Origin of the sequence: Kocuria sp. WN036 (genome assembly GCF_002287015.1) — a bacterium.
Taxonomy (GTDB): Bacteria; Actinomycetota; Actinomycetes; order Actinomycetales; family Micrococcaceae; genus Kocuria; species Kocuria rosea.
The window spans coordinates 214,798-241,258 of sequence record NZ_NSKF01000001.1; the positions used below are offsets into that span (position 1 = coordinate 214,798).

Annotated in this window: 24 protein-coding genes; 7 read left to right on the plus strand and 17 right to left on the minus strand. The window is 73.9% G+C overall.

All coding sequences use genetic code 11. The annotated features are described in order from the left end of the window. Positions 1 to 13 precede the first annotated feature (13 nt). Positions 14 to 2,236, plus strand: a complete 2,223-nt coding sequence (locus CK505_RS01000; RefSeq protein ID WP_244296712.1) for a cation-translocating P-type ATPase — start codon at positions 14 to 16, stop codon at positions 2,234 to 2,236. An 83-nt stretch (positions 2,237 to 2,319) separates the two neighbouring features. Here CK505_RS01000 and CK505_RS01005 read toward each other — a convergent pair whose 3' ends face one another. From CK505_RS01005 to CK505_RS01020, 4 genes are all read right to left on the minus strand, one after another. After that, positions 2,320 to 2,511: a hypothetical protein gene (locus CK505_RS01005; RefSeq protein ID WP_017832953.1), complete on the minus strand. Its 192-nt coding sequence runs from the start codon at positions 2,509 to 2,511 to the stop codon at positions 2,320 to 2,322. A gap of 219 nt (positions 2,512 to 2,730) precedes the next feature. Next, a complete protein-coding gene (locus CK505_RS01010; protein WP_017832952.1) occupies positions 2,731 to 3,180 on the minus strand; it encodes a hypothetical protein in 450 nt (149 codons plus the stop codon). A 60-nt stretch (positions 3,181 to 3,240) separates the two neighbouring features. Then, entirely contained in the window at positions 3,241 to 3,831 is a 591-nt protein-coding gene (locus tag CK505_RS01015; protein WP_017832951.1) for a DUF308 domain-containing protein, read from the minus strand. A 67-nt stretch (positions 3,832 to 3,898) separates the two neighbouring features. After that, entirely contained in the window at positions 3,899 to 5,449 is a 1,551-nt protein-coding gene (locus tag CK505_RS01020; RefSeq protein WP_126346891.1) for a PLP-dependent aminotransferase family protein, read from the minus strand. Positions 5,450 to 5,543: 94 nt separating this feature from the next. Here CK505_RS01020 and pdxS point away from each other — a divergent pair, with 94 nt between their 5' ends. Both pdxS and pdxT read left to right on the plus strand, forming a co-directional pair. Continuing rightward, complete coding sequence (gene pdxS, locus CK505_RS18640) at positions 5,544 to 6,509, plus strand: pyridoxal 5'-phosphate synthase lyase subunit PdxS (RefSeq protein WP_217987511.1); 966 nt, start codon at positions 5,544 to 5,546, stop codon at positions 6,507 to 6,509. Further along, positions 6,503 to 7,108 carry a pyridoxal 5'-phosphate synthase glutaminase subunit PdxT gene (gene pdxT / locus CK505_RS18645; RefSeq protein WP_211309910.1) on the plus strand — a complete coding sequence of 202 codons (606 nt, stop codon included), beginning with the start codon at positions 6,503 to 6,505 and terminating at the stop codon, positions 7,106 to 7,108. The genes pdxS and pdxT overlap by 7 nt, the downstream gene beginning before the upstream one ends. A 25-nt stretch (positions 7,109 to 7,133) precedes the next feature. On the opposite strand, the gene CK505_RS01030 is transcribed toward pdxT, so the two are convergent. The 6 genes from CK505_RS01030 to CK505_RS01055 form a co-directional block, all read right to left on the minus strand. After that, the gene (locus tag CK505_RS01030; RefSeq protein ID WP_141246756.1) at positions 7,134 to 8,018 is read right to left on the minus strand and encodes a YgcG family protein; all 885 of its coding nucleotides are present in this window, start codon (positions 8,016 to 8,018) and stop codon (positions 7,134 to 7,136) included. A gap of 135 nt (positions 8,019 to 8,153) precedes the next feature. After that, positions 8,154 to 9,047 carry a universal stress protein gene (locus tag CK505_RS01035; protein WP_095649895.1) on the minus strand — a complete coding sequence of 298 codons (894 nt, stop codon included), beginning with the start codon at positions 9,045 to 9,047 and terminating at the stop codon, positions 8,154 to 8,156. 39 nt (positions 9,048 to 9,086) lie between these two features. Continuing rightward, entirely contained in the window at positions 9,087 to 10,079 is a 993-nt protein-coding gene (locus CK505_RS01040) for a universal stress protein (RefSeq protein WP_031282733.1), read from the minus strand. A 50-nt stretch (positions 10,080 to 10,129) separates the two neighbouring features. Beyond that, on the minus strand, positions 10,130 to 11,482 hold the full coding sequence (locus CK505_RS01045) for an MATE family efflux transporter (protein WP_095649896.1): 1,353 nt from the start codon (positions 11,480 to 11,482) through the stop codon (positions 10,130 to 10,132). A 75-nt stretch (positions 11,483 to 11,557) separates the two neighbouring features. Continuing rightward, complete coding sequence (locus CK505_RS01050; protein ID WP_095649897.1) at positions 11,558 to 13,015, minus strand: benzaldehyde dehydrogenase; 1,458 nt, start codon at positions 13,013 to 13,015, stop codon at positions 11,558 to 11,560. Positions 13,016 to 13,142: 127 nt separating this feature from the next. Further along, a complete protein-coding gene (locus CK505_RS01055; protein WP_017832942.1) occupies positions 13,143 to 13,520 on the minus strand; it encodes an RNA-binding S4 domain-containing protein in 378 nt (125 codons plus the stop codon). A 291-nt stretch (positions 13,521 to 13,811) separates the two neighbouring features. Here CK505_RS01055 and CK505_RS01060 point away from each other — a divergent pair, with 291 nt between their 5' ends. Next, positions 13,812 to 14,660: an ABC transporter substrate-binding protein gene (locus tag CK505_RS01060; RefSeq protein WP_095649898.1), complete on the plus strand. Its 849-nt coding sequence runs from the start codon at positions 13,812 to 13,814 to the stop codon at positions 14,658 to 14,660. A gap of 148 nt (positions 14,661 to 14,808) precedes the next feature. Beyond that, positions 14,809 to 16,788, plus strand: coding sequence for a M13 family metallopeptidase (locus tag CK505_RS01065; RefSeq protein ID WP_095649899.1), 1,980 nt, complete (start codon positions 14,809 to 14,811; stop codon positions 16,786 to 16,788). Between the two features lie 42 nt (positions 16,789 to 16,830). Here the strand turns inward: CK505_RS01065 and CK505_RS01070 are convergent, their stop codons facing one another. Genes CK505_RS01070 through CK505_RS01080 form a run of 3 tightly spaced genes read right to left on the minus strand, consistent with a single transcriptional unit; the run spans position 16,831 to position 20,656 of the window. Continuing rightward, positions 16,831 to 18,351 carry an APC family permease gene (locus tag CK505_RS01070; RefSeq protein WP_035925380.1) on the minus strand — a complete coding sequence of 507 codons (1,521 nt, stop codon included), beginning with the start codon at positions 18,349 to 18,351 and terminating at the stop codon, positions 16,831 to 16,833. A gap of 2 nt (positions 18,352 to 18,353) precedes the next feature. Then, positions 18,354 to 19,223, minus strand: coding sequence for a universal stress protein (locus CK505_RS01075; protein ID WP_017833993.1), 870 nt, complete (start codon positions 19,221 to 19,223; stop codon positions 18,354 to 18,356). After that, positions 19,220 to 20,656 carry an NAD(P)/FAD-dependent oxidoreductase gene (locus CK505_RS01080; RefSeq protein ID WP_017833994.1) on the minus strand — a complete coding sequence of 479 codons (1,437 nt, stop codon included), beginning with the start codon at positions 20,654 to 20,656 and terminating at the stop codon, positions 19,220 to 19,222. Before CK505_RS01080 ends, CK505_RS01075 begins: the two co-directional genes overlap by 4 nt. Positions 20,657 to 20,766: 110 nt before the next feature. Between CK505_RS01080 and CK505_RS01085 the strand changes: the two genes are divergently transcribed. Beyond that, entirely contained in the window at positions 20,767 to 21,513 is a 747-nt protein-coding gene (locus CK505_RS01085) for a TetR/AcrR family transcriptional regulator (protein WP_369680084.1), read from the plus strand. 17 nt (positions 21,514 to 21,530) lie between these two features. Here CK505_RS01085 and CK505_RS01090 read toward each other — a convergent pair whose 3' ends face one another. From CK505_RS01090 to CK505_RS01100, 3 genes are all read right to left on the minus strand, one after another. Continuing rightward, positions 21,531 to 22,964: an aminobutyraldehyde dehydrogenase gene (locus CK505_RS01090; RefSeq protein ID WP_095649901.1), complete on the minus strand. Its 1,434-nt coding sequence runs from the start codon at positions 22,962 to 22,964 to the stop codon at positions 21,531 to 21,533. Positions 22,965 to 23,126: 162 nt separating this feature from the next. Then, positions 23,127 to 23,354, minus strand: a complete 228-nt coding sequence (locus CK505_RS01095) for a sulfurtransferase TusA family protein (RefSeq protein WP_095649902.1) — start codon at positions 23,352 to 23,354, stop codon at positions 23,127 to 23,129. Between the two features lie 33 nt (positions 23,355 to 23,387). Further along, positions 23,388 to 24,443, minus strand: a complete 1,056-nt coding sequence (locus tag CK505_RS01100) for a YeeE/YedE family protein (RefSeq protein WP_095649903.1) — start codon at positions 24,441 to 24,443, stop codon at positions 23,388 to 23,390. 141 nt (positions 24,444 to 24,584) lie between these two features. On the opposite strand from CK505_RS01100, the gene CK505_RS01105 reads away from it, so the two are divergent. Beyond that, positions 24,585 to 25,082, plus strand: coding sequence for a DUF427 domain-containing protein (locus CK505_RS01105; protein ID WP_095649904.1), 498 nt, complete (start codon positions 24,585 to 24,587; stop codon positions 25,080 to 25,082). On the opposite strand, the gene CK505_RS01110 is transcribed toward CK505_RS01105, so the two are convergent. Continuing rightward, positions 25,051 to 26,457: an MFS transporter gene (locus tag CK505_RS01110; protein WP_217987512.1), complete on the minus strand. Its 1,407-nt coding sequence runs from the start codon at positions 26,455 to 26,457 to the stop codon at positions 25,051 to 25,053. The genes CK505_RS01105 and CK505_RS01110 overlap by 32 nt on opposite strands. Positions 26,458 to 26,461: the final 4 nt, after the last annotated feature.

Below are 26,461 nucleotides of genomic sequence, written 5' to 3' on the forward strand. Positions count from 1 at the left end.
CGAGATCACGGGCATGACGTGCTCCTCGTGCGTCAGCCGGGTCGAGAAGAAGCTGGGCCGGCTCGACGGCGTCGACGCCTCCGTCAACCTCGCCCTCGAGACCGCCACCGTCCACGTCCCCGCGGGCGTGAGCGACGAGCAGGTCGTCGAGACGGTCGAGAAGGCCGGGTACGGGGCCGTCCTCAAGAACGCGCCCGGGGGCGACGACGCAGGCGGCCCGGACGGCTCCGACGCCATGGCCCGGGTCGCCGGGCGCGAGGCGTCCTCGCTGCGCTCGCCCGAGTCCCTGCGCCGGCGCCTCCTCGTGGCGGCCGCGCTCTCCCTCCCGGTGTTCGTGATCTCGATGCTGCCCGGCTTCCAGTTCCCGCACTGGGGCTGGGTGGTCGCGGCCCTGAGCCTGCCGGTCGTGACGTGGGCGGCGTGGCCGTTCCACCGCTCGGCGGCGGTCAACGCCCGGCACCTGACCTCCACCATGGACACCCTCGTGTCCCTGGGCGTGTCCGCCGCGTACCTGTTCTCGCTGTGGAACCTGCTGCGCGAGCCCGGCATGACGGCCGGCGCGATGCTCGGCCACGCGATGGACATGAGCGGGCACCAGCTCTACTTCGAGACCGGCGCCCTGGTCACCGCGTTCCTGCTGCTGGGCCGCTACCTGGAGGCCCGGGCGAAGGCCCGCTCCGGCGAGGCGCTGCGCGCGCTGCTGGAGCTCGGCGCGAAGGACGCGGTGGTCCTGCGGGACGGCGTGGAGACGAGCGTGCCCGCGGAGCAGCTGCGCCCGGGGGACCTGGTCGTCGTGCGCCCCGGCGAGAAGATCGCCGCCGACGGCGTGGTCGTGGACGGCCGCTCGGCCGTGGACACGTCCCTGCTCACCGGCGAGTCCCTCCCGGTGGAGGTGGAGGTCGGCGACACCGTCACCGGCGCCACGATCAACACCAACGGCCGGCTGCTGGTCGAGGCGACCCGCGTGGGCGCCGACACCACCCTGGCCCAGATGGGCCGGATGGTGTCCCGGGCGCAGGCGAGCAAGGCCCCCGTGGCACGGCTGGCCGACCGGATCTCCGGGGTCTTCGTCCCGGTCGTCCTGGTGATCGCCCTCGCCACGCTGGCCGGCTGGCTCCTGCTGACCGGGGACGTGAACGCGTCCTTCGTGGCCGCGGTCTCCGTGCTCGTGATCGCCTGCCCCTGCGCCCTCGGCCTGGCCACCCCCACGGCCCTGCTCACGGGCACGGGGCGCGGCGCGCAGCTGGGCATCCTGATCAAGGGCGCCGAGGTGCTCGAGGACACCCGCACCGTGGACACCGTGGTGCTGGACAAGACGGGCACCGTCACGAGCGGGCAGCTCTCCGTGGCGGCAGTGACGCCCGTGTCCGGGTACTCCCGGGACCAGGTGCTGGACCTCGCGGCCACCGTGGAGCAGCACTCCGAGCACCCCATCGCGCGGGCGGTGGCCGCGGCCACCCCGCACCGGTTCCCGGTCTCCGGGTTCGTCTCGGCCCCCGGCGGCGGCGTCCGCGCGCACGTGGCGGACGGGATGCACTCCCGCTCGGTGGTGGTCGGGCGCACCACGTGGCTGTCCGAGAACGGCGTGCGCCTGGACGGCGCCCAGCTCGACGCGCTGCGCCGCGCCCAGGAGGGCGGGTTTACCACGATCCTCGTGGCCGTCGACGGGGCCCTCGTCGGCTTCGTCGACCTGCGCGACACCGTCAAGGACGACGCCCGCGAGGCGGTCGCCCGGCTCAAGGAGCTGGGCCTGCGGCCCATGCTGCTGACCGGCGACAACGAGCCCGTGGCCCGGGCCGTCGCCGCGGAGGCGGGCATCGCCGCCGAGGACGTCGTGGCCGACGTCAGCCCGGAGGGCAAGGTCGCGGTGGTCCGCGACCTCCAGGACGACGGCCGCGTGGTCGCCATGGTGGGCGACGGGGTCAACGACGCCGCGGCCCTGGCGCAGGCCGACCTCGGGATCGCGATGGGCGCCGGCACGGACGCGGCGATCGAGGCCGCGGACATCACGGTGGTGCGCAGCGACGTCGGGTCGGTGCCCACGGCCATCGCCCTGTCCCGCCGGACCCTGTCGATCATCAAGTCGAACCTGTTCTGGGCCTTCGCCTACAACACGGTGGCCATCCCCGTGGCCGCCGCGGGGCTGCTCAACCCCGTGATCGCGGGTGCCGCCATGGCCTTCAGCTCCGTGTTCGTGGTGCTGAACTCGCTGCGGCTGCGGAGCTTCGGCCGCTGAGCCCGCCGGACGCGACGACGCCCCGGGAAGGACCATCGGCCCTTCCCGGGGCGTCGTGCGTTGTGTCAGGCGCTGGTCCGGGGTCAGACGGAGCCCGGGTCGACCGGGCTCTCCTCGTTCTCCTCGAGCTCGGGCACCTCGGACTTGTGGTCCTCCTGGGCCACGTCCGTGGGGTCCTCGTCGGCGCCGTCCTCCTGCTGGTCGGCCATCCGCTGCTGGACCTTGCGCTCGAACTCCTCGTCGCCCTCGGTGGGCGGTTCCGGCTGCTGGCTCATGCTGGTTCCCGTCGTCCGGTCTCGAGCAGGGCGCGGGTTCGGGCCCTGCTGCTCAGGTGCCGTCCCAATCTACCCAGCGCCCGGCCGGACGCGACAGGGCTGTCCACCGGAGCGGGTCCCTCCCGGGAGCGGGCGCGGAGCGCGCAGGGCCCCGGAACGAGCGGGACCCCCGGGCGCGCGGGGTCCGGCTCGTTCGGGGGCCTCAGGCAGGCGGGATGCTCAGGCGCGCGGGGCGGGGCCGTCGTCGTCCGGGCCGTCCGCCGGGGCGGAGCCGTCGGCGGGGCGGCGGCCGAGGAGGTCCTCGCCCTCGGTGTCGGGCCGGACGCGCTGGCCGAACTCGGCCTCGCCGGGGGGCCGCGCGGCGGCCTGCCGCCGGGCCCGGGCCTCGGCGTAGAGCTTGGCCGAGGAGCGGTTGACGCCCGTGCCCGCGCCGAGGTGGGGGTCGTTGGGCTTCTCGACGATCATCAGCGTGGCGCTGATCACGAGCGTCACGATGAACGCGATGCCGGCGGCGATGAAGGCGAGGTCCAGGCGCAGGGCGTTGTCCGTGCCGCCGCTGGCGAAGATGCCCACGGCGACGAACGCGATCGCCGCGAGCACGGCGGACAGGATCAGGGGGCCCTTGACGTCGGCCCGGAAGCCGCCTCTCGAGCCCTTGCGCTGTGCCACTGGTCCTCCTCGTGAGCTGATGTCCCCGGCGGGCCGGGGCCTGCCGTGCGGTAGCCCAGTCTACGCGGTCCCGGCGGGGGCCCGTCCCCGGCGGTCCTCGTGCCGGAGCGTGAGGGCGGCCAGCAGGTGGGTGACGCCGATGACCACCGCGGCGGCCCCCACCACCCCGAAGAGCGCCTTGGGGCCGAGGTCCACCACCAGGACGAGACCGGTGGCGGCGAGGACCGTGACCAGCCCGGCGATGGTCCAGTCGCGGCCCAGCGGGAAGGTCGTTCGGAACTTCAGCCCGAGCGCCAGCTCCGTGAGCCCGGCCAGGCCCATGATGGACGCCGCGTAGACCACGAGCCACGCGGGGGTGTCGGCGCCCAGGATCGTGAAGACCCCGCCCAGGAGGTACAGCACGCCGTAGGACTGCGGGATCTGCCGGGTGGGGCCCATGTCCACGTGGTCGTTGCCGTTGAGGCGCAGCTGCAGGAGCACGCTCGCCGCGCCCGTGAGCACGAGGTACAGCCCCACGCCCCAGGCCACCACGGGCAGCGTCGGCTCCTGCCAGAACACGGTCACGGCGCCGAACACCAGTGCCACGAGCGCGCGCAGCAGCGTGGGCGCGAACAGGTCGCGGTGGATGCCGGTGCTCGGGTCGGGGTTCACGGTGCGCCTTTCGGGAGCGTGCTCGCGGGAGGACCCCGGCGGGGAGACCCCCGGGGCACCGGCCAGTCTAGCGACCGCGTGCGGGGCCGGGCGCCGAGAGCACCCGGGCCAGGACCGCGAGGGCGTCCGGCAGGGCGTCCCCCTCCGGGGCGGCACCGGTGGCGCCGAAGCCGACGACGACGCCGCGGCGGCCACCCCCCGCGCCGTGCGCCCAGTACGAGCCCAGCGCCGCCACCCGCACGCCCGCGGCCGCGGCCCGATCCACGACGTCCTGCTCCGCCAGGGGCACCTCCCCGGTGAACTCGAGGACGGCGTGCAGCCCCCCGTCCATGGGCACGGCCCGCACCCCGTGGACCCCGGCGAGGGCCGCGGTGAGCAGGTCCCGCCGGCGCCGGTACTCCCGCCGCATCCGGGCGGTGTGCCGGCGCAGGCCGCCGTCGGCCAGGAAACGGGCCATGGCGTCCTGGGCGACCGCGGAGGCCGGGTTGCCCAGGTCCGTGCGCAGCCGCAGCAGGTCCTCCCGGAGGGCGGGCGGGGCCAGCAGGTAGCCGACCCCCAGCCCGGGCGCGAGGACCTTGGTGAAGGAGCCCAGCGTGGCCACGTGGCCGCCGGCGCCGAGCAGCCGGCCGGGGGCGGGGGGCTCCGGGACGGCGCCCGGGGCGTGGTCGAGGGAGGACAGCGCGGGCAGCGGCTCGCCCACGTAGCGCAGCTCGGAGTCGTAGTCGTCCTCGACGATCAGCGCGTCGTGGGCGCGCGCCCAGCCGAGCAGCTCGAGCCGGCGGGCGGCGGGCATCGACGCCCCGAGGGGGTACTGGTGGCTGGGGGTGACGATCACGGCGTCCGGGGGCCGCTCGATCTCCCACTCCCCCGGGCCGGCCCACGCCCCGGACGGCAGCCGGGCGGGGTCGAGGCCCTGGTCGTCGATCGGCACCGGCAGCACCTCGTGGCCGAGCCGCTCCGGCACCCGGCGCAGCGAGGGGTAGCCGGGGTCCTCGACGGCGACGCGCAGCCCGCGGCCCGCGTGGCCGCCGAGCACCGCGAGCAGCAGCTGGAGCCCGTCCCGCGCGCCCGCCGTGACGAAGAGGTCCTCGGGGTCCCGGACCACGCCGCGCATCAGCCGCAGGTGCTCGGCGATCTGCTCGCGCAGCGGCTCCGAGCCCTGGGGCGGGGGCGCCCCCGTGCCGGCGGCGGCCGCGGCGTCCCGCCACGCGGCGCGCCACTGCGGGGTGGCCAGCCGTCCGGTGTCGGGCCGGCCGGGCGTGAGGTCGATCATGGGCCGCTCCCGGGTCCGGCGCCGCGGCGCCGCGGCCGGGCGGGGGCCGGGCCGGGCCGCCGGGGGCTCCGTGCGGGAGCGGGCCAGGTCGGGGTGGACCACGGTGGCGCCGTTGGTCGCGTGCAGATAGCCCTCGCCGTGGAGCTGGTCGTAGGCGGTGACCACGGAGCCGCGCGAGATCCCCAGCCGGGCGGCGAGCCCGCGGGTGGAGGGCAGCGCGTCCCCCGGGCGCAGGGTCCCGGAGACCACCAGCTCCCGCAGCTGCTGGACGAGCTGGGCGGGCAGCGGCGCGGGATCGGCCCGGTCCACGCGCACGGGCAGCTCGACGTCGTGGGGGTGCCGCACGGTCCGCTCCTCTCCCTCGGAACTCCTGTGGTCCAACAGATTCTATCGATGGTGGACCTGTCGGTGGACCACTTCCGGCCGCAGGATGGACTCCATGACCGATCTGCAGACTGCCCATGCCCAGAACCCCGCCGGCGGCACCACCCGCCCCACCGCCTCGGACGCGACCCCGCTGACCGGCTCCCCGCTCGTCAAGCGCGGCCTCGCCGACATGCTCAAGGGCGGCGTCATCATGGACGTCGTCACCGCCGAGCAGGCCCGCATCGCCGAGGACGCCGGCGCCGTGGCCGTGATGGCCCTCGAGCGCGTGCCTGCCGACATCCGCGCCCAGGGCGGCGTGGCCCGCATGTCCGACCCCGACCTGATCGAGGGCATCCAGGCCGCCGTCTCCATCCCCGTCATGGCGAAGGTGCGCATCGGCCACTTCGTGGAGGCGCAGGTGCTCGAGCACCTGAAGGTCGACTACATCGACGAGTCCGAGGTCCTCTCCCCCGCCGACTACGTCAACCACATCGACAAGCAGCGCTTCACCGTCCCGTTCGTGTGCGGGGCCACCAACCTGGGCGAGGCCCTGCGCCGGCTCGCCGAGGGCGCCGCGATGATCCGCTCCAAGGGCGAGGCCGGCACCGGCGACGTCTCCGAGGCCACCAAGCACATCCGCACCATCCGCGGACAGATCGCCGAGCTGCAGGCCCTCTACCGGATCTCCCCCGACGCCCTCTACGTGAAGGCGAAGGAGCTCGCGGCCTCCTACGACATCGTCCTCGAGGTCGCCCGCACCGGGAAGCTGCCGGTCGTGCTGTTCACCGCCGGCGGCGTGGCCACCCCCGCGGACGCCGCCATGATGATGCAGCTCGGTGCCGACGGCGTGTTCGTGGGCTCCGGGATCTTCAAGTCCGGCAACCCCGCGGCCCGGGCGCAGGCCATCGTGAAGGCCACCGCCTACTTCGACGACCCCGAGAAGGTCGCCGAGGCCTCCCGCGGGCTCGGCGAGGCGATGGTCGGCATCAACGTGGGCGACCTCCCGGCCCCGCACCGGCTCGCGGAGCGCGGCTGGTGAGTTCCGCGCCCCGCGTGGGCGTCCTCGCCCTCCAGGGCGGGGTCGCCGAGCACGCCGCGATGCTGCGGGAGCTGGGCGCCGAGCCCGTGCTCGTGAAGACGGCCGAGCAGCTCGCCGGGCTGGACGCGATCGTCCTGCCCGGCGGGGAGTCCTCCACCGTGGACCGGCTGCTGCGCCTGTTCGGGCTGCGGGAGCCGCTGCGGGACGCCGTGCTCGGCGGTCTGCCCACGCTGGGCACGTGCGCCGGCCTCATCCTGCTCGCGTCCGGCATCGAGGACCCCGCCCCCGGCCAGCAGACCCTCGAGGTCCTGGACGTCACCGTGGCCCGCAACGCGTTCGGACCCCAGACGGCCTCCGAGGAGGTCGTGCTCGCGTGGGGCCGCGGCGGGGACGTGGTGCGCGCGGCCTTCATCCGCGCCCCCGCGGTGACCCGCGTCGGCGAAGGCGTCGAGGTCCTCGCCCGGCACCGGGGCGAGGTGGTCGCGGTGGCGAGCGGCGCCGTCGTCGGCATCTCGTTCCACCCCGAGCTGACCGGGGAGACCACGGTGCACCGGCACCTGCTCTCCCTCGTGGCCGCCCGGCGCGGACTCCCCGCCTGAGCCGCCCCGCCCCGTGCGGGGCGGCTCAGTAGCTGCCGGACGCCCCGCCGCCGGTGAATCCGCCGCCCCCGCCGAACGAGGAGCCGCCCTGCCCGTCACCGCTCGTGCCGCCGCCCGAGCCGCCGGAGTACAGCCCCGGGTTGGCCAGGTAGAGCGGGAGCCACACGGCCGGGTTCGTGACGGCGTCCGGCTTGCGGTGGTGGTAGCGGTACGTCCGGTACGCCGCGTGCTGCTCCTCGGTGAGCCGCAGCTCCGGGTCGCGCTGCCGGGCCGCCCGCAGCTCCTCGTCGGCGATCCGGCGCCGGCGGCGGAGGTCCGCGGCGATCCACCACGCCACCAGCACGCCGACCAGGCCGAAGCCGCCCGCGACCCAGCCGAGCAGGGCCCAGTCGAAGGGCTCCCGCGGCGGCTCCCCGCCCTGCGCGTAGACGTGGATCTGCTCGACGGCCTCGCCGAGGCCCTGCGCGTAGCGCTCGTCCGCGAAGGCCGGCGCCAGCACGTCCTCCACCACGCGTTCCGCCTCGTCGTCCGAGAACCGCTCGCGCACCCCGTCCGCGGTCTCGATCCGCAGCTCCCGGTCCCCGGTGGCGGCGACCACGAGCACGCCGTTGTCCGCCCCGGCGTCGCCCACCTCCCAAGCGGTGGCGACCTCGCGGGCGTAGTCCTCGATCGACCCGGTCGCCTCCTCCACCGTGAGCACGGCGACGCGTGCCGCGTCCGTGCCGGCCCCGCGGTCCTCGATCAGGGCGTCGAGCTGCTGCTCCTGCGCGTCCGTCAGGACGCCGGCGGAGTCCAGGACGTTGGACCCGGCCGGCCGGGCGGGGACCTCCACCGGGTCCTCCGCCCCGCCCGAGCACCCGGTGAGCGCGGCGAGGGCCAGGGCGGTCGCGGCGAGTGCTCTGCGGTCCACGGTGTGCTCCCGTCCGTCCGCGGTCGCTCCGCGGGCTCGTCCCCAGGATGGCCCGCCGGCACCGCTCGGCGGATCCGCCCGCAGGAGGAGCCCCCGGTCCTGGACGGGCGGGGGCTCCTCCTGCGGGCGGACGGGTCAGCTCTTCCGGCGGGCCGGGACCACCATCACGGGGCCCTCGCCCTCCTGCAGCACGGCCTGGGAGACGGAGCCCATGAGCAGCCCGCGGAACCCGCCGTAGCCGCGGCTGCCGACCACCACGAGCTCCGCCGACCGCCCGGCCTCCACGAGCTGGTCCGCCGGCTGGCCGGAGAAGACGAACGTCTCGACGTCCAGCTCCGGGTGGTCCTCCCGGACCGACTCCGCCACCTGGTCCACGAGGGACTGTGCGGGCTCGGTGAGCTGCTCGCGCACGGCCCGGTCCAGGTCCGCGGAGCCCGTCGGCATGCTCAGCGCCTCCGGCACCACGGTGACCAGCGCCAGGCCCGCGCCGTGCCGTGCGGCGTACCGCCCGGCCGCCAGGACGGCCGGGTTGTCCCGGCCGAGCCGGTCCACGCCGACCACCACGCGGCCCGCGAAGGGGCCGGTCGCCCCGCGGGCGTCCCGTGCCCGCGGGTCCCAGCGGTCCGGGAGGACGATCACGGGGCACTTCGCGTGCGCCGCCGCCGCGGCCGTGACCGATCCGAGGCGGCCCCGCACCCCGCGCCGGCCCCGGCGGCCGAGCACCAGGGACGCGGCGTCCTCCGACTCGTGCACCAGCACCCCGGCCGCGTCACCGCGCTCGACGACCGCGACCGCGGTGACGCCGGCGTCCCGGGCCCGGGTGACGGCGGCGGCGGCGACCTTGTCCGCCTCCTCCTCGATCGCCTCCAGGAACGGCCCGTAGAGACTGGGGTCCACGGCGACGGGCCGGCCCATGGAGACCACCACCCTGAGCTCGCCGGCGAGGGTGCCGGCCTCCTGGATCGCCCAGTCCAGGGCCCGTTCGCTGTTCTCGGAGCCGTCGTAGCCGACGACGATCTGTTCCGGCATGGGGTGCCGCCTCCTGGTCTCGCCGTGGGGGTGGGGTGCTCAGGGGCGGTGCGCGGGCACCACCATGACCGGGCCGGTGGCGTTCTCCAGCACCGCCTGGGAGACCGAGCCGAGCAGCAGCCCCCGGAAGCCGCCGATGCCGCGGGAGCCCACCACGACCATGTCCGCGGAGTGCGTGGCGTTCATCAGGATGCGGGCGGGCCGGCCCACGAAGATGTGGTGCTCGACCGTCAGCTCGGGGTGCTGCGCGGCGATCTCGTCGGAGATCTGGGTGAGCTTCTGGTCCGCCTCGTGGAAGTACCGGGCCTGGTTGAACTCGTCCTGGAACCAGGAGGGCGTGCCGGACAGGGCCCCGTTCACGGAGACCAGCGCCAGGGCCTTGCCGTGCTCCTGGGCGTAGGCCACGGCCTTGCCCAGCGCCGGGCTGCGGGAGCCGAGGGCGTCCAGGCCCACGACCACCCGGCCGGTGAAGTCGATCTGGTCGGCCTTGACCGGCCCGTCGGCCTCGAGCGCGAAGTCGCCCGCGCTGCCGCCGCGCCGCTCGGGGTGCCGTTCGGGGCTCCGGCTCTCGGCGGCCTCGGGGACGATGATCACCGGGCACTTCGCGTGCGCGGCGACCGCCGCGGACACCGAGCCCAGCCGGCCGCGCAGCGCGCCGCCGCGGCCGCGCTTGCCCATGACCACGAGCGCGGCCTCGCCCGACTGCTCCACGACGGCCTTGGCGGCGTCCCCGCCCGCCTCCACGACCTCGACGGGCAGCCCCGCCTGCTCCACGGTCTGCCGGGCCTCGGCCAGGTGGCCGGCGTTCTCCTTCATCACGGCCTCGGTGAACCGCATCTCGAGGCCGGGGTCCCCGACCCCGATGACCGGATAGGCGCCGAGCAGGCGCACGGTCAGGTCCTGGGCGCGGGCCTCCTCGAGGGCGCGCTCGAGCGCGTGGCGGGCCTGGTCGGATCCGTCGATGCCGACGAGCACGACGTTGTGCCCGGAGTCGGCGGTGGGCTGGTTCTCTGCGCGAGGATCACTGTTCATGTCTGCATCGTAGGTGATCCGCCCCACAACACCGGGTGCGCTCCGGGTTGTTACCGTGCGTTCCGGAGCAGCCAGGAGTCGCCGTGGGCCCGCAGCCCCAGGGTCAGGGCCCGGGCCCCCAGGTAGCCGCCGGCGTAGGCGGTCCACAGCCACACGAACCCTCCGGTCCCCGTCCCGGCGGAGTGCGCCACGAGCAGCAGCAGCGGGGCGTAGACCGCCAGGTTGAGCACTCCGGCCACCGCGAGGTAGCGGGCGTCCCCGGCCCCGATGAGCACCCCGTCCAGGACGAAGACGTAGGCGGCCAGCGGCTGGCCGACCGCCACCACCAGCAGGGCCGCGGCGAACAGGGCCTGCACCGCGGGATCGGGGCTGAGCATGAACCCCAGCCGGGTGCCGACCAGGGCCACCAGGAGGCCCGTGACCACGCCGAAGCCGAGCCCCCACAGGACCAGCCGGTTCATGAGGGCCCGGACCGCCCGCCGCTGCACGGGGTCGGTCACGTCCCGCGCCCCCATGTCCCGGCCCAGCAGCGCCTGCGCCGCGATGGCGAGGGCGTCGAGGGCGTAGGCCAGGAAGTTGAAGAACGTCATCACGAGCTGGTGCGCGGCGAGGTTCTGGGCGCCCTGTCCCGTGACCACCAGGACGGTCGCGAGGATCGCGACCCGCAGGGAGACGGTGCGCAGCATGAGCCAGGAGCCCACCGTGAGGTGCGAGCGCAGCCGGGGCCACGTGGTCGAGGGCCCCACACCGTGCTCGCGGGCGAGCCGGCGGAGGATCCGCAGGTACGCCAGTGCCATGGCCCACTGCACGGCGCTCGTGCCGATCGCCGCGCCGGCCACCCCCAGGCCCGCCCCGTGCACGAGCAGGAGGTTGAGCCCCGCGTTGGCCGCGGCCCCGACCCCGGCGATGAGCAGCGGGGTCCTGGTGTCCTGGAGGCCGCGGAGCACACCGGTGGCCGCGAGCACCAGGAGCATGGCGGTCAGTCCGGGCAGGGACCAGTGCAGGTAGACGACGGCGTGCTCCAGGACCTCGCCGCGCGCGCCCATCAGCGCCAGCAGCGGCCGGCCCAGCGCCCAGCCCGCCGCGGACAGGAGCAGGCCGAACCCCGCGGCCACCCACAGCCCGTCCCGGCCCACCGCCACGGCCTCCTGGAGCCGGCCCGCCCCGAGGTGCCGGGCCACCGCAGGGGTGGTGCTGTAGGCGAGGAAGACCATGAGCCCCACGACCGTCTGCAGGACGGCCGCGGCCACGCCCACGCCGGCGAGCTGGGGGGTGCCGAGGTGGCCGACGATCGCGGAGTCCGCCAGCAGGAACAGCGGCTCGGCCACGAGCGCCCCGAAGGCGGGGACGGCCAGGGCCAGGATCTGCCGGTTGAGGCCGCGGGGGCGGGAGGTCGTCGTCACCGGTCCAGGCTACCGACGACCTCCCGCCCCCCGCGGCGCACCCCCGGACGGGACGCGGCCCGGGAGCGGCGGTGCTCAGAAGGGGTAGTGCGGGACGTCCGGGCTGATCGTGATCCACTGCGTCTCGGTGAACGCGTCGATGTTGGCGGTCGGCCCGCCGAACCGGGAGCCGGTGCCGGAGGCGCCCATGCCGCCGAAGGGGGCGTTGGCCTCGTCGGCGACCGTCATCTCGTTGATGTGGATCTTGCCGGAGCGGATCCTGTCGGCGATCTTCATGGCCTCGCCGACGTCCCCGACGATGGACACCGAGAGCCCGTACTCGGAGGCGTTGGCGAACTCCACCGCCTCCTCCGCGCTGGACACCTTCATCACGGGCGCCACCGGCCCGAAGATCTCGTCCTTCCAGGCCGTCATCTCGTGGGTCAGCTCGGAGAGCACCGTGGGCCGGTAGAACAGGCCCTCGTGGGACCCCCCGGCCACCACCCGGGCGCCGGCGATGGCGGTCTCCTGCACGATCGCGTCGATGGCCTTGAGCTGGCGCTCGTCGATGATCGGGCCGAGGTGCACGGGTCCGCCGGAGGGGTCCCCGACCACCAGGGCCTCCGCCTTCGCCGCGAGCTTGTCCACGTACTCGTCGTGCAGGTCCTCGTGCACCAGGTGGCGCCCGGTGGTCATGCAGATCTGTCCCTGGTGGAAGAAGGAGCCCATCGCCCCGACCCCCGCGGCCAGGTCCACGTCCGCGCCGGGCAGGACGATGACCACGTTGTTGCCGCCCAGCTCGAGGTGGGCGCGCTTGAGGTGCTGCGCCGCCGCGGCGCCCACGTGCCGGCCGGCGGCCGTGGACCCGGTGAAGGACACGACGTTCACGTGCGGGGCCTCGACCGTGGCGGCCCCGACGTCACCGCCGCCGGGCAGCAGCTGCAGGACGCCGTGCGGCAGCCCGGCCTCCTCGAAGACGCGCATGATGAGCGCGCCGCCGGTGACCGAGGTGCGGGGGTCCGGCTTGAGCAGCACCGCGTTGCCCAGGGCCAGGGCGGGGGCCACGGAGCGGATCGAGAGGATCAGCGGGAAGTTGAACGGCGAGATCACCGAGACCACCCCGACCGGCACCCGGCGGGACAGCGACCAGTGCGGGGCGTCGGAGGGCAGGTACTCCCCGTGCGGGTGGCTCGGCAGCGCCGAGGACTCGTAGCACTCCGCGGCCGCGACCGAGGCCTCCAGCCCGGCCTTGGGCTGGATCGCCCCGGTCTCCCGGACCACCCAGTCCATGACCTCCTCGGCGTGCTCCTCGAACAGCAGGCCGGCGCGGCGCAGCACCGCGGCGCGCTCGGAGGGCTTCAGCGCCGCCCACTCCTTCTGGGCCGCCGCGGCCTTCTCGGCCGCCTCGTACACGTCCTCGGGGGAGGCGAAGCCGATCTGCCCCAGCGTCTCGTCCGTCGACGGGTTCGTGACGTCCTCGGTGCCGCCGCGGCCGTCGCGCCATCCGTTGACGTAGATCTTTCCGGTCCACACCGATGTGTCCAGCAGTGCCATGGGTCGAACTCCTCGGGTTCCGGCCGCGGGTCGGACCGCCGGACGGCGGGGTGACCCACGGCACACGTGCAGTGCGGATTATTCTGCGCCTTCCTGGGAGCGCGCACGGAACGCCGCGCGGACGCCGTCACAGCCCCCGGAGGCGGTCCATCTCCCGGCGGTCCTTCTTGGTGGGCCGCCCGGTGCCCCGGTCCCGCCGCGGGACCGCGGCGTGCAGCGCCGGGGGCGGGGGCGGGCTGTGGTCGACGTAGGCCTTCGCGGCGACCGGCGCCCCGACGCGCTTGGTCAGCAGCTGCACCACCTCCAGGACCTGTTCGTGACCGGGACGGCGCACGGCCACCCGCTGGCCGGGCCGCACCGGCTGGGCGGCCTTGACCGAGGTGCCGTCGATCTTCACGTGGCCGGCACGGCACGCGGCCGTGGCGGCGGAGCGGGTCTTGAACACGCGCACCGCCCACAGCCACACGTCCACGCGCACGCTCGCGGGGGCCTGCGGCGCGGTCATCGCGCGCCCCGGTCGCTGCGGCGCTGGTCCTCGGTGCGGGTCATGGGGCCATTGTGCCGAATCCGCCGAGCACGGCCGGCGCCGGAGGGCTCCGCCGCGGGCGCCCGGGCGCGCCGCCCCGGAGGTGTCGCCCGGAGTGGGGACAATGAATTGACTACCGACCAGTGGTGTGCAACATCCCGGCAACGCGCGAACACCTACACTGAGGCACATTCACCGGCGGGCCGCGCACCGGGCACGACGCCGTGCAGCCGACGGCGGACCGCCACCTCCCGAGGGAAGGACAGATCCATGAAGAGCAGGTTCCACGGGGCAGCGACCCTGTCCGTGCTGGCCGTCTCCGCGCTGGCCCTGAGCGCGTGCACGAGCACCGACGACGGCGGGGACGCCGCCGGCGGCGACACGAGCGCGAACGGCGGGGAGATCAGCCTGATCACCCCGGGCACCCTCACGGTGTGCTCGGACATCCCCTACCGCCCCTTCGAGTTCACGGAGGGCGGGGAGACCGTCGGCTTCGACATCGACCTGGTGAACAACATCGCCGAGGACATGGGGGTCGAGACGGAGTTCCTCCGCACCTCCTTCGAGGGCATCCAGTCGGGTGTGGCCCTGGACTCGAACCAGTGCGACCTCGCGGCCTCCGGGATGACCATCAACGAGGAGCGCGAGTCCGTCATGGACTTCTCCGAGCCCTACCTCGACGACAACCTCGCGCTGCTGGTCGCCCCGGACGCCGACATCGACTCGGTGGCCGACGTCCAGGGCAAGCGCGTGGGCGTGCAGCAGGCCACCACGGGCGAGACCCAGGCCCAGGAGAACAACGCCGAGGTCGTGCAGTACGAGGACTCGGCCCTGATGATCCAGGGGCTCAACACCGGTGACGTCGAGGCCGTCATCGGCAACATCTCCGTGATGGGTCCGGCCATCACGGACAACCCGGAGCTGCGCCTGGTCGAGGAGATCGAGACCGGTGAGCAGCTGGGCCTCGCCGTGAAGACCGACAACACGGCCCTGCTCGAGCAGGTCAACGAGTCGCTGGCGACCATGCGGGAGGACGGCACCCTCGAGGAGCTCGAGGGCAAGTGGCTGGGCACCGGCGAGGCGGCAGGGTCCGCGAGCCCGGAGCCGGCCGCGAGCTGACCCGTCGTCGCCCCCGGTCCACGGGGGTGACGAGCAGCACGGCCGCCGTGGCCCGCGCGAAGCGGGCCGCGGCGCCGTCGTCCGCAGGCTGGAGCCGGGCGGACGCCCCCGCGCCCTCCGCCCCGCCACGACGACAGGGGAAGCTCCCGTGACCACCGACTCCGGCCTCGAGCTGCAGCACGCCCATCCCGGCGTCCGACCGCAGGACGACCTGTACCGCCACGTCAACGGCGGCTGGATCGAGGCGCACGAGCTGCCGGACGACCGTGCGTTCGACGGCGCCTCCGCGATCCTCACCGACCGGAACACGCAGCGGGTGCACGAGATCGTGCAGGAGGCGCCCGCCGGGTCGCGGATGGGGGCGCTGTACCGGTCCTTCCTCGACGAGGCGCAGATCGAGCGCCGCGGCCTGGCCGCCCTGGACCCGGACCTCGCGGTGCTCGACGCCGCCCGGGGCCGGGAGGGGCTCGCCCGCGCCTCGGCCGCCCTGCACCGCACCGGCGTGGACGGGCCGCTGTCCTTCTTCGTGGAGAACGACTCCCGGGACTCCTCCCGCTACTCCTTCTTCCTGCGCCAGGACGGGCTGTCCCTGCCCACGGACAGCTACTACACGGACCCGCAGCACGAGCGGCTGCGCACGGCGTTCACCGCCCACGTCGCGGCGATGCTCGAGCTCGCGGGCCTGCCGGCCCGCTGGGGCGTGCCCGCCGGGGACGCCGCGGCGACCGTGCTCGCCATGGAGACGCAGCTCGCCGCCGCCCACTGGGACACCGTCTCCGCACGGGACGTCGAGGAGATGTACAACCCCGTGGACGTGGCCGGCCTGGAGGCCATGGCGCCCGGCTTCCCGTGGACGGCGTGGCTCGAGGGCACCGCCCCGGAGCGCGGCGCGGGGATCTTCGACCGGGTCATCGTGCGCCAGCCCTCCTTCGTGGCGCAGCTGGGCCGGCTGTGGCAGGTGTGGTCCGAGGAGCAGATCCGGATCTGGCAGTCGTGGCGGATCGTGTCCAAGCGCGCCCCGTTCCTGCCCCGGCCGTTCGTCGAGGAGAACTTCCGCTTCTACAGCACCGCCCTGTCCGGGATCACCCGCCCCCGCGAGCGCTGGAAGCGGGCCGAGTTCCTGGTCACCCGGATCCTCGGCGACGACGTGGCGCGCGAGTACGTGGCCCGCTGGTTCCCGCCGGCGCACAAGGCCCGGGTGGAGCAGCTCGTGGCGCACCTGCTGGCCGCGTACCGGGAGCGGATCTCGCGGCTCGAGTGGATGTCGGAGGCCACCCGGGCCCGCGCCCTGGAGAAGCTGTCCACGTTCACGGTCAAGGTCGGCTACCCGGAGACCTGGCGGGACTACTCCTCCCTGGAGCCGGACCCCGAGGACCTGCTCGGCAACGTCCGGGCGGGGCTGGCGCTGGAGCACGACCGCACCGTCGGGAAGATGGGCACCCCCGTGGACCGCGGCGAGTGGTTCCTCTACCCCCACTGGGTCAACGCCTACTTCCACCCCGTGCTCAACGAGGTGGTCTTCCCCGCCGGGATCCTGCAGCCGCCGTTCTTCGACATCGAGGCCGACGACGCCGTGTGCTACGGCGCGATCGGCTCCGTGATCGGCCACGAGATCGGCCACGGCTTCGACGACCAGGGCGCCAAGTACGACGCCCTGGGCCACCTGGAGAACTGGTGGACGGACGAGGACCGGGCGGAGTTCGCCCACCGCACCGCCGCGCTCGTCGCCCAGTACGACGGCTGCACGCCGCGCGGGCTGGACCCGGCCCGGCACCGCGTCAGCGGGGCCTTCACGGTGGGCGAGAACATCGGGGACCTGGGCGGGCTGGAGATCGCCCTGGTGGCCTACCGGATGTCCCTGGCCGAGCGGGGCCTGGACCAGGACAGCGCGCCGGTGCTCGACGGCCTGACCGGCGCGGAGCGCTTCTTCTACGCCTACGCGGCGCTGTGGCGCTCGACCGCCCGGGAGCAGGAGCTGGTCAACCGGCTGGCCACCGACCCGCACGCCCCGGACGAGTTCCGCTGCAACCGGGTGGTGCAGAACATGTTCGCGTTCCACGACACCTTCGGCACCCGCCCCGGCGACGGCCTGTGGCTGCCCCCGGAGGAGCGCGTCAACATCTGGTGACCGTCCCCCTCCCCCCCCCCCGCGAGGGGGAGGAGGGAGGGGCTAGTCCAGGACCGGCAGCTCGGTGGTCTCGAAGCGCTCCCGGAAGAAGGCCGGGTTGCGCCGGTACTGGACGAGCATCATCGCGACGCCGAGCAGCAGGATGCCCACGCCCAGGAGGAACACGAGGCCCACGCCGCCGATCTGCGAGCCGGAGCCGTAGTCCGGGTCCATCGAGTCGTAGGCCGTCTGCCCGAAGAACACGAGCAGCAGGATCCCCCCGAGCAGCGGCGCGAGGAACTTGGTGAACGCGTTCTTCGGCCCCCGGAAGGCCTCGCGGCGGAAGTACCACACGCAGGCCAGGGCGGTGACCCCGTAGTAGAAGCAGACCATCATGCCGAGGGTGGTGATGGTGTCCCAGAGGACGTTCTCGGAGACCACGCGCATCACGGCGTAGAAGCCGGCGGAGATCACGGCCGCCGCGACCGTCGCGTAGCCCGGGGTCTGGAACCGCGGCGTGACCCGGGCGAACTTCCCCGGCAGCGCGCCGTAGTAGCCCATGGCCAGCATCGTGCGGGCCGGGGAGACGAACGTGGACTGCAGGGAGGCCGCCGAGGAGGACAGCACCGCGAGGGACATCAGGATCGCGAAGGGGCCCATCACGGGCCCCGCGAGGGCCGCGAAGATGTTCTCCTGGATCTCCTCGTTGCCCATCCCCAGCCCCTGGTCGGAGACCCCGGAGAACGTGAGCACCGCGAGGGCGATGGTCATGTAGAGGGCCACGATCACGAAGATGGTGGTCAGGGCGGCCCGGCCCGGGGTGGTCGCCGAGCCCTTGGTCTCCTCGTTGATGGTGAGCACCACGTCCCAGCCCCAGTAGATGAACACGGAAAGGGACACGCCCGCCGCGAACGCGGAGAAGGACTCCACGCCGAACGGGTTGAACCACTCGGCGCGCACGGTCAGCCCCTCGTAGGCGGTGCCGGCGGCCACGTGGCCGAAGGCCGCGATCGAGAACCACAGGAGCACGACCGCCTGGAACGCCACGAGCACGTACTGGAACGCCTTGGTGGTCTCCATCCCGCGGTACGAGATCCAGGCGGCCAGGGCCACGAACACGAGGCACGTGGCCACGTTGACGGGCACGTTGCGCGTCAGCTCGGCGATGGCGTCGTTGCCGGTGATCTGGGCGAGGGCGAGGTAGAGGAAGTCCACGGCCACACCGGCGAGGTTGGAGAGCACCAGGATGGTGGCGGCCAGCAGCCCCCAGCCGCCCATCCAGCCCAGCCACGGCCCGAAGGCCTTGGAGCCCCAGGTGAAGGTGGTGCCAGAGTCCGGCATGGCCCGGTTGAGCTGCTGGTAGCCGAAGGCCACGAGCAGCATGGGGATGAAGCCCACCAGGAAGATCGCCGGCAGGGAGGTGCCGACCTCCGCGGCGGTGGGGCCCAGGGCGGCGGAGAGGGTGTAGGCCGGGGCGATGCAGGAGACGCCGATGACCACGGAGCCGAGCAGCCCCACGGCGCCCTTGCTCAGGCCCTTGTCGGTGCCGGAGCGTGCCGGCGCCTCGATGTCGGAAGCGCTCATGATCAGTTCTCCTCCGTGCGGGCCGGTCGTGGGACCACGACCATCGGGACCGGGACGTGCTTGAGCAGCCGTGCTGCGGTGGTGCCCAGGAAGGTCTGCCGCCCCTGGGCGAGGCGGGACGAGCCGATGAGCAGGAGGCCGCCGGGAGCCCAGTCGACGTCCTGCGCGGCCTTCTTGAGGGTCCGCCCGGAGGCGACCCGCACGGTCACGGGCCCGGTCCGGCGGGCCTCGGCCGCTGCGGCCTCCAGGTGCTCCTCGACGCGCCGGCGGGCCTGCTCGGTGGCGCCCGGGTCCGCGGCCTCGCCCTCGAGGAACGAGAGGAGCTCCAGCTCCAGGCCGGAGCGCTCGACCGCCTCGGCGGCCTCCCGGATGACCTGGTGCGCCCCGGGGCGGGTGCCCACGGCGGCGTAGACCCGGGTCAGCGGCTCGTCCCCGGGGTAACGGCGCGGGGCGAGCGCCACGGGGACCGGCGAGCTGTGCAGCAGCGCGTTCACCACGGAACCCAGGGTGAAGCGGCCGCCGCCCGTCCCGGCGCCGACCACGATCATCGCGGCCCCCAGCTCGGTGGCGGCCTCGACCAGGCCGGTGGGCACGGACCGCGCCTCCCGCACGTGGGTGCGGGCCGTGATCCCCTCGGGCACCAGGGCGGCGGCCTCGCGCAGCCACTGGTGGGCCTGCCGGCGGAGCACGGGCGAGATGTCCCCCACCGGCGGGTAGACCTGCTGGTACGGGTCGTCCGCGCGCAGCACGAGGACGACCTCGAGCTCGGCGCCCACGTCGCGCGCGAGCGCGACGCCCAGCCGCACGGCGTCCCGGCTGCGCCGGTCGCCGCTGTAGCCGACCACGTAGCGCGGCACCCCGGCGGTGGTCATCGCTCCGCGCCCGTCAGCGAGCCGGCGCCGAGGACCTCGGCCGCGGCGAGCCGGCCCTGCCGCAGGGCGCCGTCGACGTGCTGGTAGCCCTCGGCCGCGAGGTCGGAGCAGGCCCAGCGGATCGGGCCCACCGGGGTGCGCTGGTGGGCGCCGTAGCGGTGCAGGCCGCCGAGGTCGTAGCTGGCGGCGTAGGCGCCGCGGGTCCACTCCTCGGAGCCGAAGTCGGACTCGTAGTAGACCACCGGGTGCAGGGCCTCCTCCCCCAGGTAGTGGGAGAGGGACTCGAGGATCAGCCGGCGGCGCTCCTCGGCGGGCAGGCCGAAGAGCTCGTCGGCCCGCTCGTCCGAGACGAAGCCGACCAGGGTGCCGCGCGGGTCCCCGTGGTTGGTGTTGTCGTAGACCTCCTGGGAGAGCTCGTGGGCGCCGAAGCCGGTGCCGGAGAGGCCCTTGTCCCGCCAGAAGGGCGTCTCGTAGACGGCGTGCACCTTGATCACGAGGCCCAGCGACTGGTGCTGGTGCATCTGGTGCTGCAGCCGCGGCAGGGGCGGCTCGAAGGAGATCCGGGAGTAGAGGTTGGGCGGGACGGCCACGACCACGTCCTTCGCCCGCACCGTGAGCCGGTCGGACCACACGGTCACCGGGGTGCCCGGGACGTGCTCGGCGTAGGTGCCGCCGTCACCGGCCCAGCGGATCGTGCGCACCGGGGTGTCCAGGAAGACGACGTCCTCGCCCAGCTCCGCCGCCATGGTCTCCGAGACGGACTGCATGCCGCCGACCACGCGCCGGTCGAGGATGAAGTCCTCGTCCACGAGGTTCGAGAAGGACCCGGCGGAGGCGGCCATGAGCACGGCCTGCAGCACGGAGAACGCGTGCGCGGGCTTGGTGAGCATCCCGCCGGCCACGAAGATCCCGATGTTGCTGCAGGCGGCCTCGTCGTCGGAGTGCTGCCGCAGCCAGTGGTGGAAGGAGATGGTGTCCAGCTCCCGGGCCGCCGGGTGCGCCCACGGCTCGGTGGCGCCGATCTCGGCCACGAGCCCGTCCAGGAGCGCGACGAGCTTCTCCATCTCGGCGATCGTGGACTCCCCCGCCGGGAACATCGAGCCGGTGTAGGTGTGGCGGGTCCCGTCCGGCGCCAGGTAGACGGACTCGCCCTCGCGGTAGCGCTGGTAGGTCTCCAGGCCGAGCTCGTCGACCAGCGCCAGCAGCTCGGTCTGGTCGGGGGAGATCCACTGCCCGCCGATCTCCAGGAACGCGCCGTCCACGGTCTTCGACCAGGTGCGCCCGCCCACGCGGTCGCGGGCCTCGAGGACCGCCACGGTCCGCCCGGCGGCCACGAGCGTGCGGGCGGCCATGAGCCCGGCGGGGCCGGCCCCCACGACGACGACGTCGCGCTCGATCGCGGTCTCGCTGCCCAGGGTGCGTTGATCGGTCACTGTGCTCTCCTTCACACTAAAATGAATTAGGTTCATTAAATGGGCTCCGGCCCGTGCTCGTCAAGAGCCGTCACCAACTCGTTGCACCTAGACTCAGGAGGAAGCGCCACATGCCCCGACCGCAGGAGGATCTGCTCATGGCTCCCGCCGGCCCCGCCCCTCGGCGTCGCGGTCGCCCGCGCCATCCGGTGCTCTCCGAGGAGCGGATCACGAAGGCCGCGATCAAGATCGTGGCCACCCGGGGCTACCGGCACCTGACGATGACCGAGCTCGCGCGGGAGCTGAAGGTCTCCACCTCGGCCCTGTACAACCACACGCCGTCGAAGCGCGAGGTGCTGATCCGGGTCCAGGACGCGATCAACCAGGGCATCGACTGCTCCGCCTTCGGCACCGTCCCGTGGGACCGGGCCCTCGAGAGCTGGGCGCGGTCCTACCGGGACTGCTACGCCCAGCACACGGCCATGATCCCGATCATGGCCGTCCAGCCGGTCGCCGACTCCCCGCACACCCTGCAGATGTACGAGACCGTGGCCTCCGGGCTCGCGGACGCGGGCTGGGAGCGCGCCAGCATCGTGGACGTGATCGTCTCGATCGAGTCGCTCGTCTTCGGCGCCGCGTACGACGCGACGGCGCCCGCCGACATCTTCGACCCCGGGGAGCGCGCGGACCTCGCCCCGGTGTTCGCCGCCGCCGTGCAGGCACGGCCGGCGGACGCCGCCGCCGCGGCGGACGCGGCCTTCGACGCGGCCCTCACCGCCATGCTGGAGGGCTTCCGGCTGCGCCTGGCGGCCGCCCGGGACCGGGCCGACCGGCAGGACGGATCCGCCGGCCAGGACGGATCCGCCGGCCAGGACTGAGCCCCGGCCGCACCGGCTCAGGCGTCCAGGGCGTGCATCACGTGCTTGACCTGGGTGTACTCCTCGACCGAGTAGAGCGAGAGGTCCTTGCCGTAGCCGGAGTCCTTGAACCCGCCGTGCGGCATCTCGGAGACCAGCATGACGTGGGTGTTGACCCAGACGCACCCGAACTCGAGCTCGCGGGAGACCCGCATGGCCGTGCCGTGGTCGGTGGTCCACACGCTCGAGGCGAGGGCGTAGTCGACGTCGTTGGCCAGCTCGAGCGCCTCCTCCTCCGTGGCGAAGGGCTGCACGGTGAGCACCGGGCCGAAGGTCTCCTCCTGGACGAGGGCGTCGTCCTGGCGCACCCCGGACACCACGGTGGGCTCGAAGAAGTAGCCGGGGGAGCCCGCCACCGGCTTCCCGCCGGTGACCACGCTCGCGTGCTCGGGCAGCTCGGCGAGCTTGCGGCACACGTCCTCGAAGTGGCGGGCGTTGTTGAGCGGGCCGTAGAAGTTCTTGGACTCGTCCGGGTCGCCCGTCACGATGTCCCGGGCGGCCGCGGCGAGCAGGCGCACGAACTCGTCGTGGGCGCTGTCCTGGACCAGGACGCGCGTCACCGCGGTGCAGTCCTGGCCGGCGTTGAAGGTGCCGAACTCCACGAGCGCCTTGGCCGCGGCGGGCAGGTCGGCGTCCGCGAAGACGACCGCGGGCGCCTTGCCGCCGAGCTCCAGGTGCCCGCGCGTCAGGTTCTGCGCCGCGGCGAGGGCCACGGCACGGCCGGCACGGACGGACCCGGTGATCGAGACCATGGCCGGGGTCCGGTGCCCGGTCATGAGCGCTCCCGTGGAGCCGTCCCCGAGCAGCACGTTGACCACGCCGGCCGGGAAGATCCCGTCGATGAGCCGGGCCAGGACGAGGGTGGACCCGGGGGTGGTGTCCGAGGGCTTGAGGACCACCGTGTTGCCGGCGGCCAGCGCGGGGCCGAGCTTCCAGATCGCCATCAGCAGCGGGTAGTTCCACGGCGTCACCTGCGCCACGACGCCGACCGGCTCGCGCCGCACGTAGGAGGTGTGCCCGCCCAGGTACTCCGCCGCGGCCTTGCCCTCGAGGGTCCGGGCGGCGCCGGCGAAGAAGCGCAGGTTGTCGGCGCCGGCGGCGACCTCTTCGTCGGCGATCATCTGCCGCGGCTGGCCGGTGTTGCGGTGCTGGGCCTCGACGAGCTCGTCGCTGTGCGCCTCGAGCGCGTCCGCGAGCCGGAGCAGCAGGAGCTGCCGCTCGCTCGGCGTGGTGCGCTTCCAGCTCCGGAACGCCGCGCGGGCGGCGGCGAAGGCCCGGTCCACGTCCGTGGCGTCGGAGACCGGGGAGACGGCGACCGTGGTGCCGGTGGTGGGGTCGACCACGTCGATCCGGCCGGTGCCGTGGGCGTCGACGAAGGCGCCGTCGACGTAGTTCTGCAGGACGTCGCTCATGGTGGTTCCTCTCTGCGGGCGAGAACGCGGTGCCTGCCACTCTAAATGATCAGCGTTCATTTTAGTAGGGTCCGGTGTGACCGGGCCCACCGACGACGACGGACCCCCGCGCCCGAGAATGCTCGGTCGCGGGGGTCCGCCGCTGCGTGGGACTGCCGGGGATCAGGCCTTCTGCACGGTGATCGACCACTCGGCCGCACCGCGCTTGCTGAACTGCGTGACGGGGTAGCCGTTCTCGGCCGCCCAGCGCGGGATGGCCTCGGTGCCCTGGGTGCAGTCGAAGTTGATGACGAGCTCGTCGCCGGCGGGCATCCCGGCCATCGCGGCCTTCGCCTCGACCACGGGGAACGGGCAGACGAGACCGTCGGTCTCGAGGATGTGCTGTGCCATGGGTGGTGCCTCCTGGGGCTGGGGGTCGGTGGGTCAGACGCCGGCCGGGACGCGGCCCGGGGCGGCGGACGTCTTGCGGGGGGCGATGAAGAGCTTGGCGGCCGCGCCGGTGCCGAGGATCATGACGGCGAAGCTGACCCAGCCCTGCCACTCGAACGCGGCAGTGGCGACCAGGGCGTTGCCGATGGTGCAGCCCCCGGCCCACGCCGCGCCGACGCCCATGAGGGCGCCGCCGCCGATGGAGCGGACGATGGTCTGCGCATCGGGAACGCGGAGCTTGAACTCGCCCGAGCCCTTGGCCGCGATGAACGAGCCGATCAGGATGCCCAGGACCAGGAACACGCCCCAGTCGACGAGCTCGAGGTCGCCCGTGGTCAGGTAGCTCGCGATGTTCGCGGACGGGGTGGTGATGCCGAGGCCCGACTCGCGGCCGGTGGCCCAGCTGGCGGGCCAGGCGATGATCGCGATGACGCCGATGACCACGGCGGTGGCGAACGGGTTCCAGGCCTTCTCGAACAGCAGGTGGTTCAGGCCGGTCCGCTCCGGCGGGAGCGTGGCCATCTTCATCCGCGGCTTGGTGAGGTGGTGGCGGGCCCACAGACCGGTGACGGCGACGAGGGCCAGCACCAGCACCCACGGGGAGACGCCGAGGGTCTCGTGGATCGAGCCCTGGGTGCCGACCGTCACGCCGCGCATGGCCTCGGTGGTCCCGGCCAGCGGGCCGTACTTGGAGATGGTCGCGAACAGCGCGTAGAAGATGAGCGCGAACCAGGAGCCGACGAGCCCCTCGGAGGCGCGGTAGTAGGTGCCGGTGGCGCAGCCGCCGGCGAGGACGATGCCGAAGCCGAAGACGAAGCCGCCCACGATCGTGGCCAGCCACGGGAAGGCCGAGGCCTCGAGGGTGATGACGCCGAGGGCGTTCAGCACCCAGATGCCGACCGCCTGGACGGCGATGGCCACGAAGAAGGCGGACAGCCACCACGTGTTCTTCGCGATCCAGACGTCGCGGAACGCGCCGGTGACGCAGAAGCGGCCGCGCTGGAGGACGAACCCGAGGGCGGCGCCGATGAGAAGGCCTGAGATGAGCATCCCAGAACCTTATGATTTCCGGGGCAAGCACTCCAGGGTGTCGTCATGCGCCGTAGCATAGTGATGCAGCACTCACCACTGTGTGACGCCCGAAGACCGCGCCGGCCGGCGCGGACGGGCGGGCGTCCGGACGGAGCGCAGATGAGACGACCCCGGCCCGAGACCCCCGGCCCCGGCCAGGAGTCCGTGTGGGACTACCCGAGACCGCCCCGGACCGAGCCCACCCGGGAGCACGTGGAGGTGTGGCTGGGCGGTGCGCGCATCGCCTCCACCACGGCCGCGCTGCGGGTGCTCGAGACCAGCCACCCGCCCACCTACTACCTGCCCCGCGAGGCCTTCGCCGAGGGCGCCCTGGTCCCGTGCGAGGGCAGCTCGTGGTGCGAGTGGAAGGGCGCGGCGGCGTACTTCGACCTCCGGGGCGGGGCCCGCACCGCGCCGCGGGCGGCCTGGACCTACCCCTCCCCCGCGCCGGGCTTCGAGTCCCTGCGCGGGCACGTGGCGCTGATGCCCGGGATGATGGACCGGTGCCTCGTCGCCGGGGAGCAGGTGCTCCCGCAGGAGGGCGGTTTCTACGGGGGCTGGATCACCTCGCGGGTGGTCGGTCCGTTCAAGGGCGCTCCGGGGACCCGGGGCTGGTGAGCCCCGGTCGCTCACCGGCCGGTCCGGCCGCGCCCGCGGCGGACGCGGCGGCGGACTCCTCGGCGGTCTCCTCGGCGGTCTCCTCGTAGGGGCGCAGCCGGACAAGGGCCAGGGCCGCGAGGGCGACGACGACCGCCACGCCGACGTAGAGCTGCGTGGGGGTCCAGCCGGTGTCCAGCAGCGCGCCGACCGCGATGGGGGCGAGGATCGCCCCGGCCCGGCCGACCCCGATGCCCCAGCCCACGCCGGTGGTCCGGATGCCGGGCTCGTAGGTCATGGGCGCCACGGTGTAGAGCCCGGCGATGCAGCCGTTGATGAGCATGCCGACCACCACGCCGGAGGAGAACGCCAGCAGGGGCACGGACGTGGTGGTGATGAACAGCACGAGGGTCACCGCGGAGAGCACCGTGAAGGCCATCAGGGTCAGCCGTTCGTCCCACCTGGTGGTCAGCGCGCCGTAGAGCAGGGACCCGAAAGTGCCGCCCATCGTGAGCATGAGCCCGCCGACGATGCCCTGCTGCTCGGTCATCCCGGTCTCCACGAGGAGCCGGGGCGTCCAGGAGTTGGCGAAGTAGAAGCCGAACATGATGACGAAGAAGGCCGCCCACAGCAGGAGGGTCGCGGTGCGGTAGCGGCCGCTGAGCAGCAGGCCCACGCTGCTCCGCCGCTCGCCGGCGCCCGCCGGGACGGGGCCGAGCTCGACCTCCCCCTCGAGGCGCAGGCGACGGGCGATGCGGTCGAGCTTCTGCACGGCGCCCGCGGGCCGCCGGGTGCGGAGGTAGTCCACGGACTCGGGCAGCACTGCCAGCACGAGCGCGATCGCCACGAGGGTGAGCAGGCCGCCGGTGAGGAACACGGAGCGCCAGCCGAAGGCGGGGATCAGCTGGGTCGCGCCCATGCCGCCGAGGGTGGCGCCCACGCCGTAGCCCGCGGTGAAGATGCTCACGGCCATGCCGCGGTGGCGGGCGCTGGCGTACTCACTGGTGATCACCGTGGCGGAGGCGAGGATGCCGCCCACGCCCAGGCCGGTGACGACGCGCCACAGCCCGAGCTCGAGCACGGACCCGGCCGTGGTGGACAGGAACAGGCCGAGGGCGTTGACGGCGAGCGCCAGCACGAGGATCCTCCGCCGGCCGTACCGGTCCGCGAAGGGCCCGAGGACGAGGGAGCCCACGGCCATGCCGATGAGCCCGGCGCTGAGCAGCCAGCCCAGCTGGGAGCCGGAGAGCCCGAACTCCTCGGTCACGGAGGTGGCCGTGAACGCCATGGCGAGCACGTCGTAGCCGTCGAGGGCGTTGAGGAACGTGGTCACCGCGATGATGAGCCACTGGTACGACGACATCCTGGATGCGTCGATCTGGTGTCGGATGTCCATGGGG

Coding starts and splice junctions, on each gene's coding strand:
- CK505_RS01000 (WP_244296712.1), top strand. CDS start 14: ATGACGTGCTCCTCGTGCGTCAGCCGGGTCGAGAAGAAGCTGGGCCGG.
- CK505_RS01005 (WP_017832953.1), bottom strand. CDS start 2,511: ATGAGCCAGCAGCCGGAACCGCCCACCGAGGGCGACGAGGAGTTCGAG.
- pdxS (WP_217987511.1), top strand. CDS start 5,544: ATGACCGATCTGCAGACTGCCCATGCCCAGAACCCCGCCGGCGGCACC.
- CK505_RS01035 (WP_095649895.1), bottom strand. CDS start 9,047: ATGCCGGAACAGATCGTCGTCGGCTACGACGGCTCCGAGAACAGCGAA.
- CK505_RS01040 (WP_031282733.1), bottom strand. CDS start 10,079: ATGAACAGTGATCCTCGCGCAGAGAACCAGCCCACCGCCGACTCCGGG.
- CK505_RS01050 (WP_095649897.1), bottom strand. CDS start 13,015: ATGGCACTGCTGGACACATCGGTGTGGACCGGAAAGATCTACGTCAAC.
- CK505_RS01055 (WP_017832942.1), bottom strand. CDS start 13,520: ATGACCGCGCCGCAGGCCCCCGCGAGCGTGCGCGTGGACGTGTGGCTG.
- CK505_RS01060 (WP_095649898.1), top strand. CDS start 13,812: ATGAAGAGCAGGTTCCACGGGGCAGCGACCCTGTCCGTGCTGGCCGTC.
- CK505_RS01070 (WP_035925380.1), bottom strand. CDS start 18,351: ATGAGCGCTTCCGACATCGAGGCGCCGGCACGCTCCGGCACCGACAAG.
- CK505_RS01075 (WP_017833993.1), bottom strand. CDS start 19,223: ATGACCACCGCCGGGGTGCCGCGCTACGTGGTCGGCTACAGCGGCGAC.
- CK505_RS01085 (WP_369680084.1), top strand. CDS start 20,767: ATGCCCCGACCGCAGGAGGATCTGCTCATGGCTCCCGCCGGCCCCGCC.
- CK505_RS01090 (WP_095649901.1), bottom strand. CDS start 22,964: ATGAGCGACGTCCTGCAGAACTACGTCGACGGCGCCTTCGTCGACGCC.
- CK505_RS01095 (WP_095649902.1), bottom strand. CDS start 23,354: ATGGCACAGCACATCCTCGAGACCGACGGTCTCGTCTGCCCGTTCCCC.
- CK505_RS01100 (WP_095649903.1), bottom strand. CDS start 24,443: ATGCTCATCTCAGGCCTTCTCATCGGCGCCGCCCTCGGGTTCGTCCTC.
- CK505_RS01105 (WP_095649904.1), top strand. CDS start 24,585: ATGAGACGACCCCGGCCCGAGACCCCCGGCCCCGGCCAGGAGTCCGTG.
- CK505_RS01110 (WP_217987512.1), bottom strand. CDS start 26,457: ATGGACATCCGACACCAGATCGACGCATCCAGGATGTCGTCGTACCAG.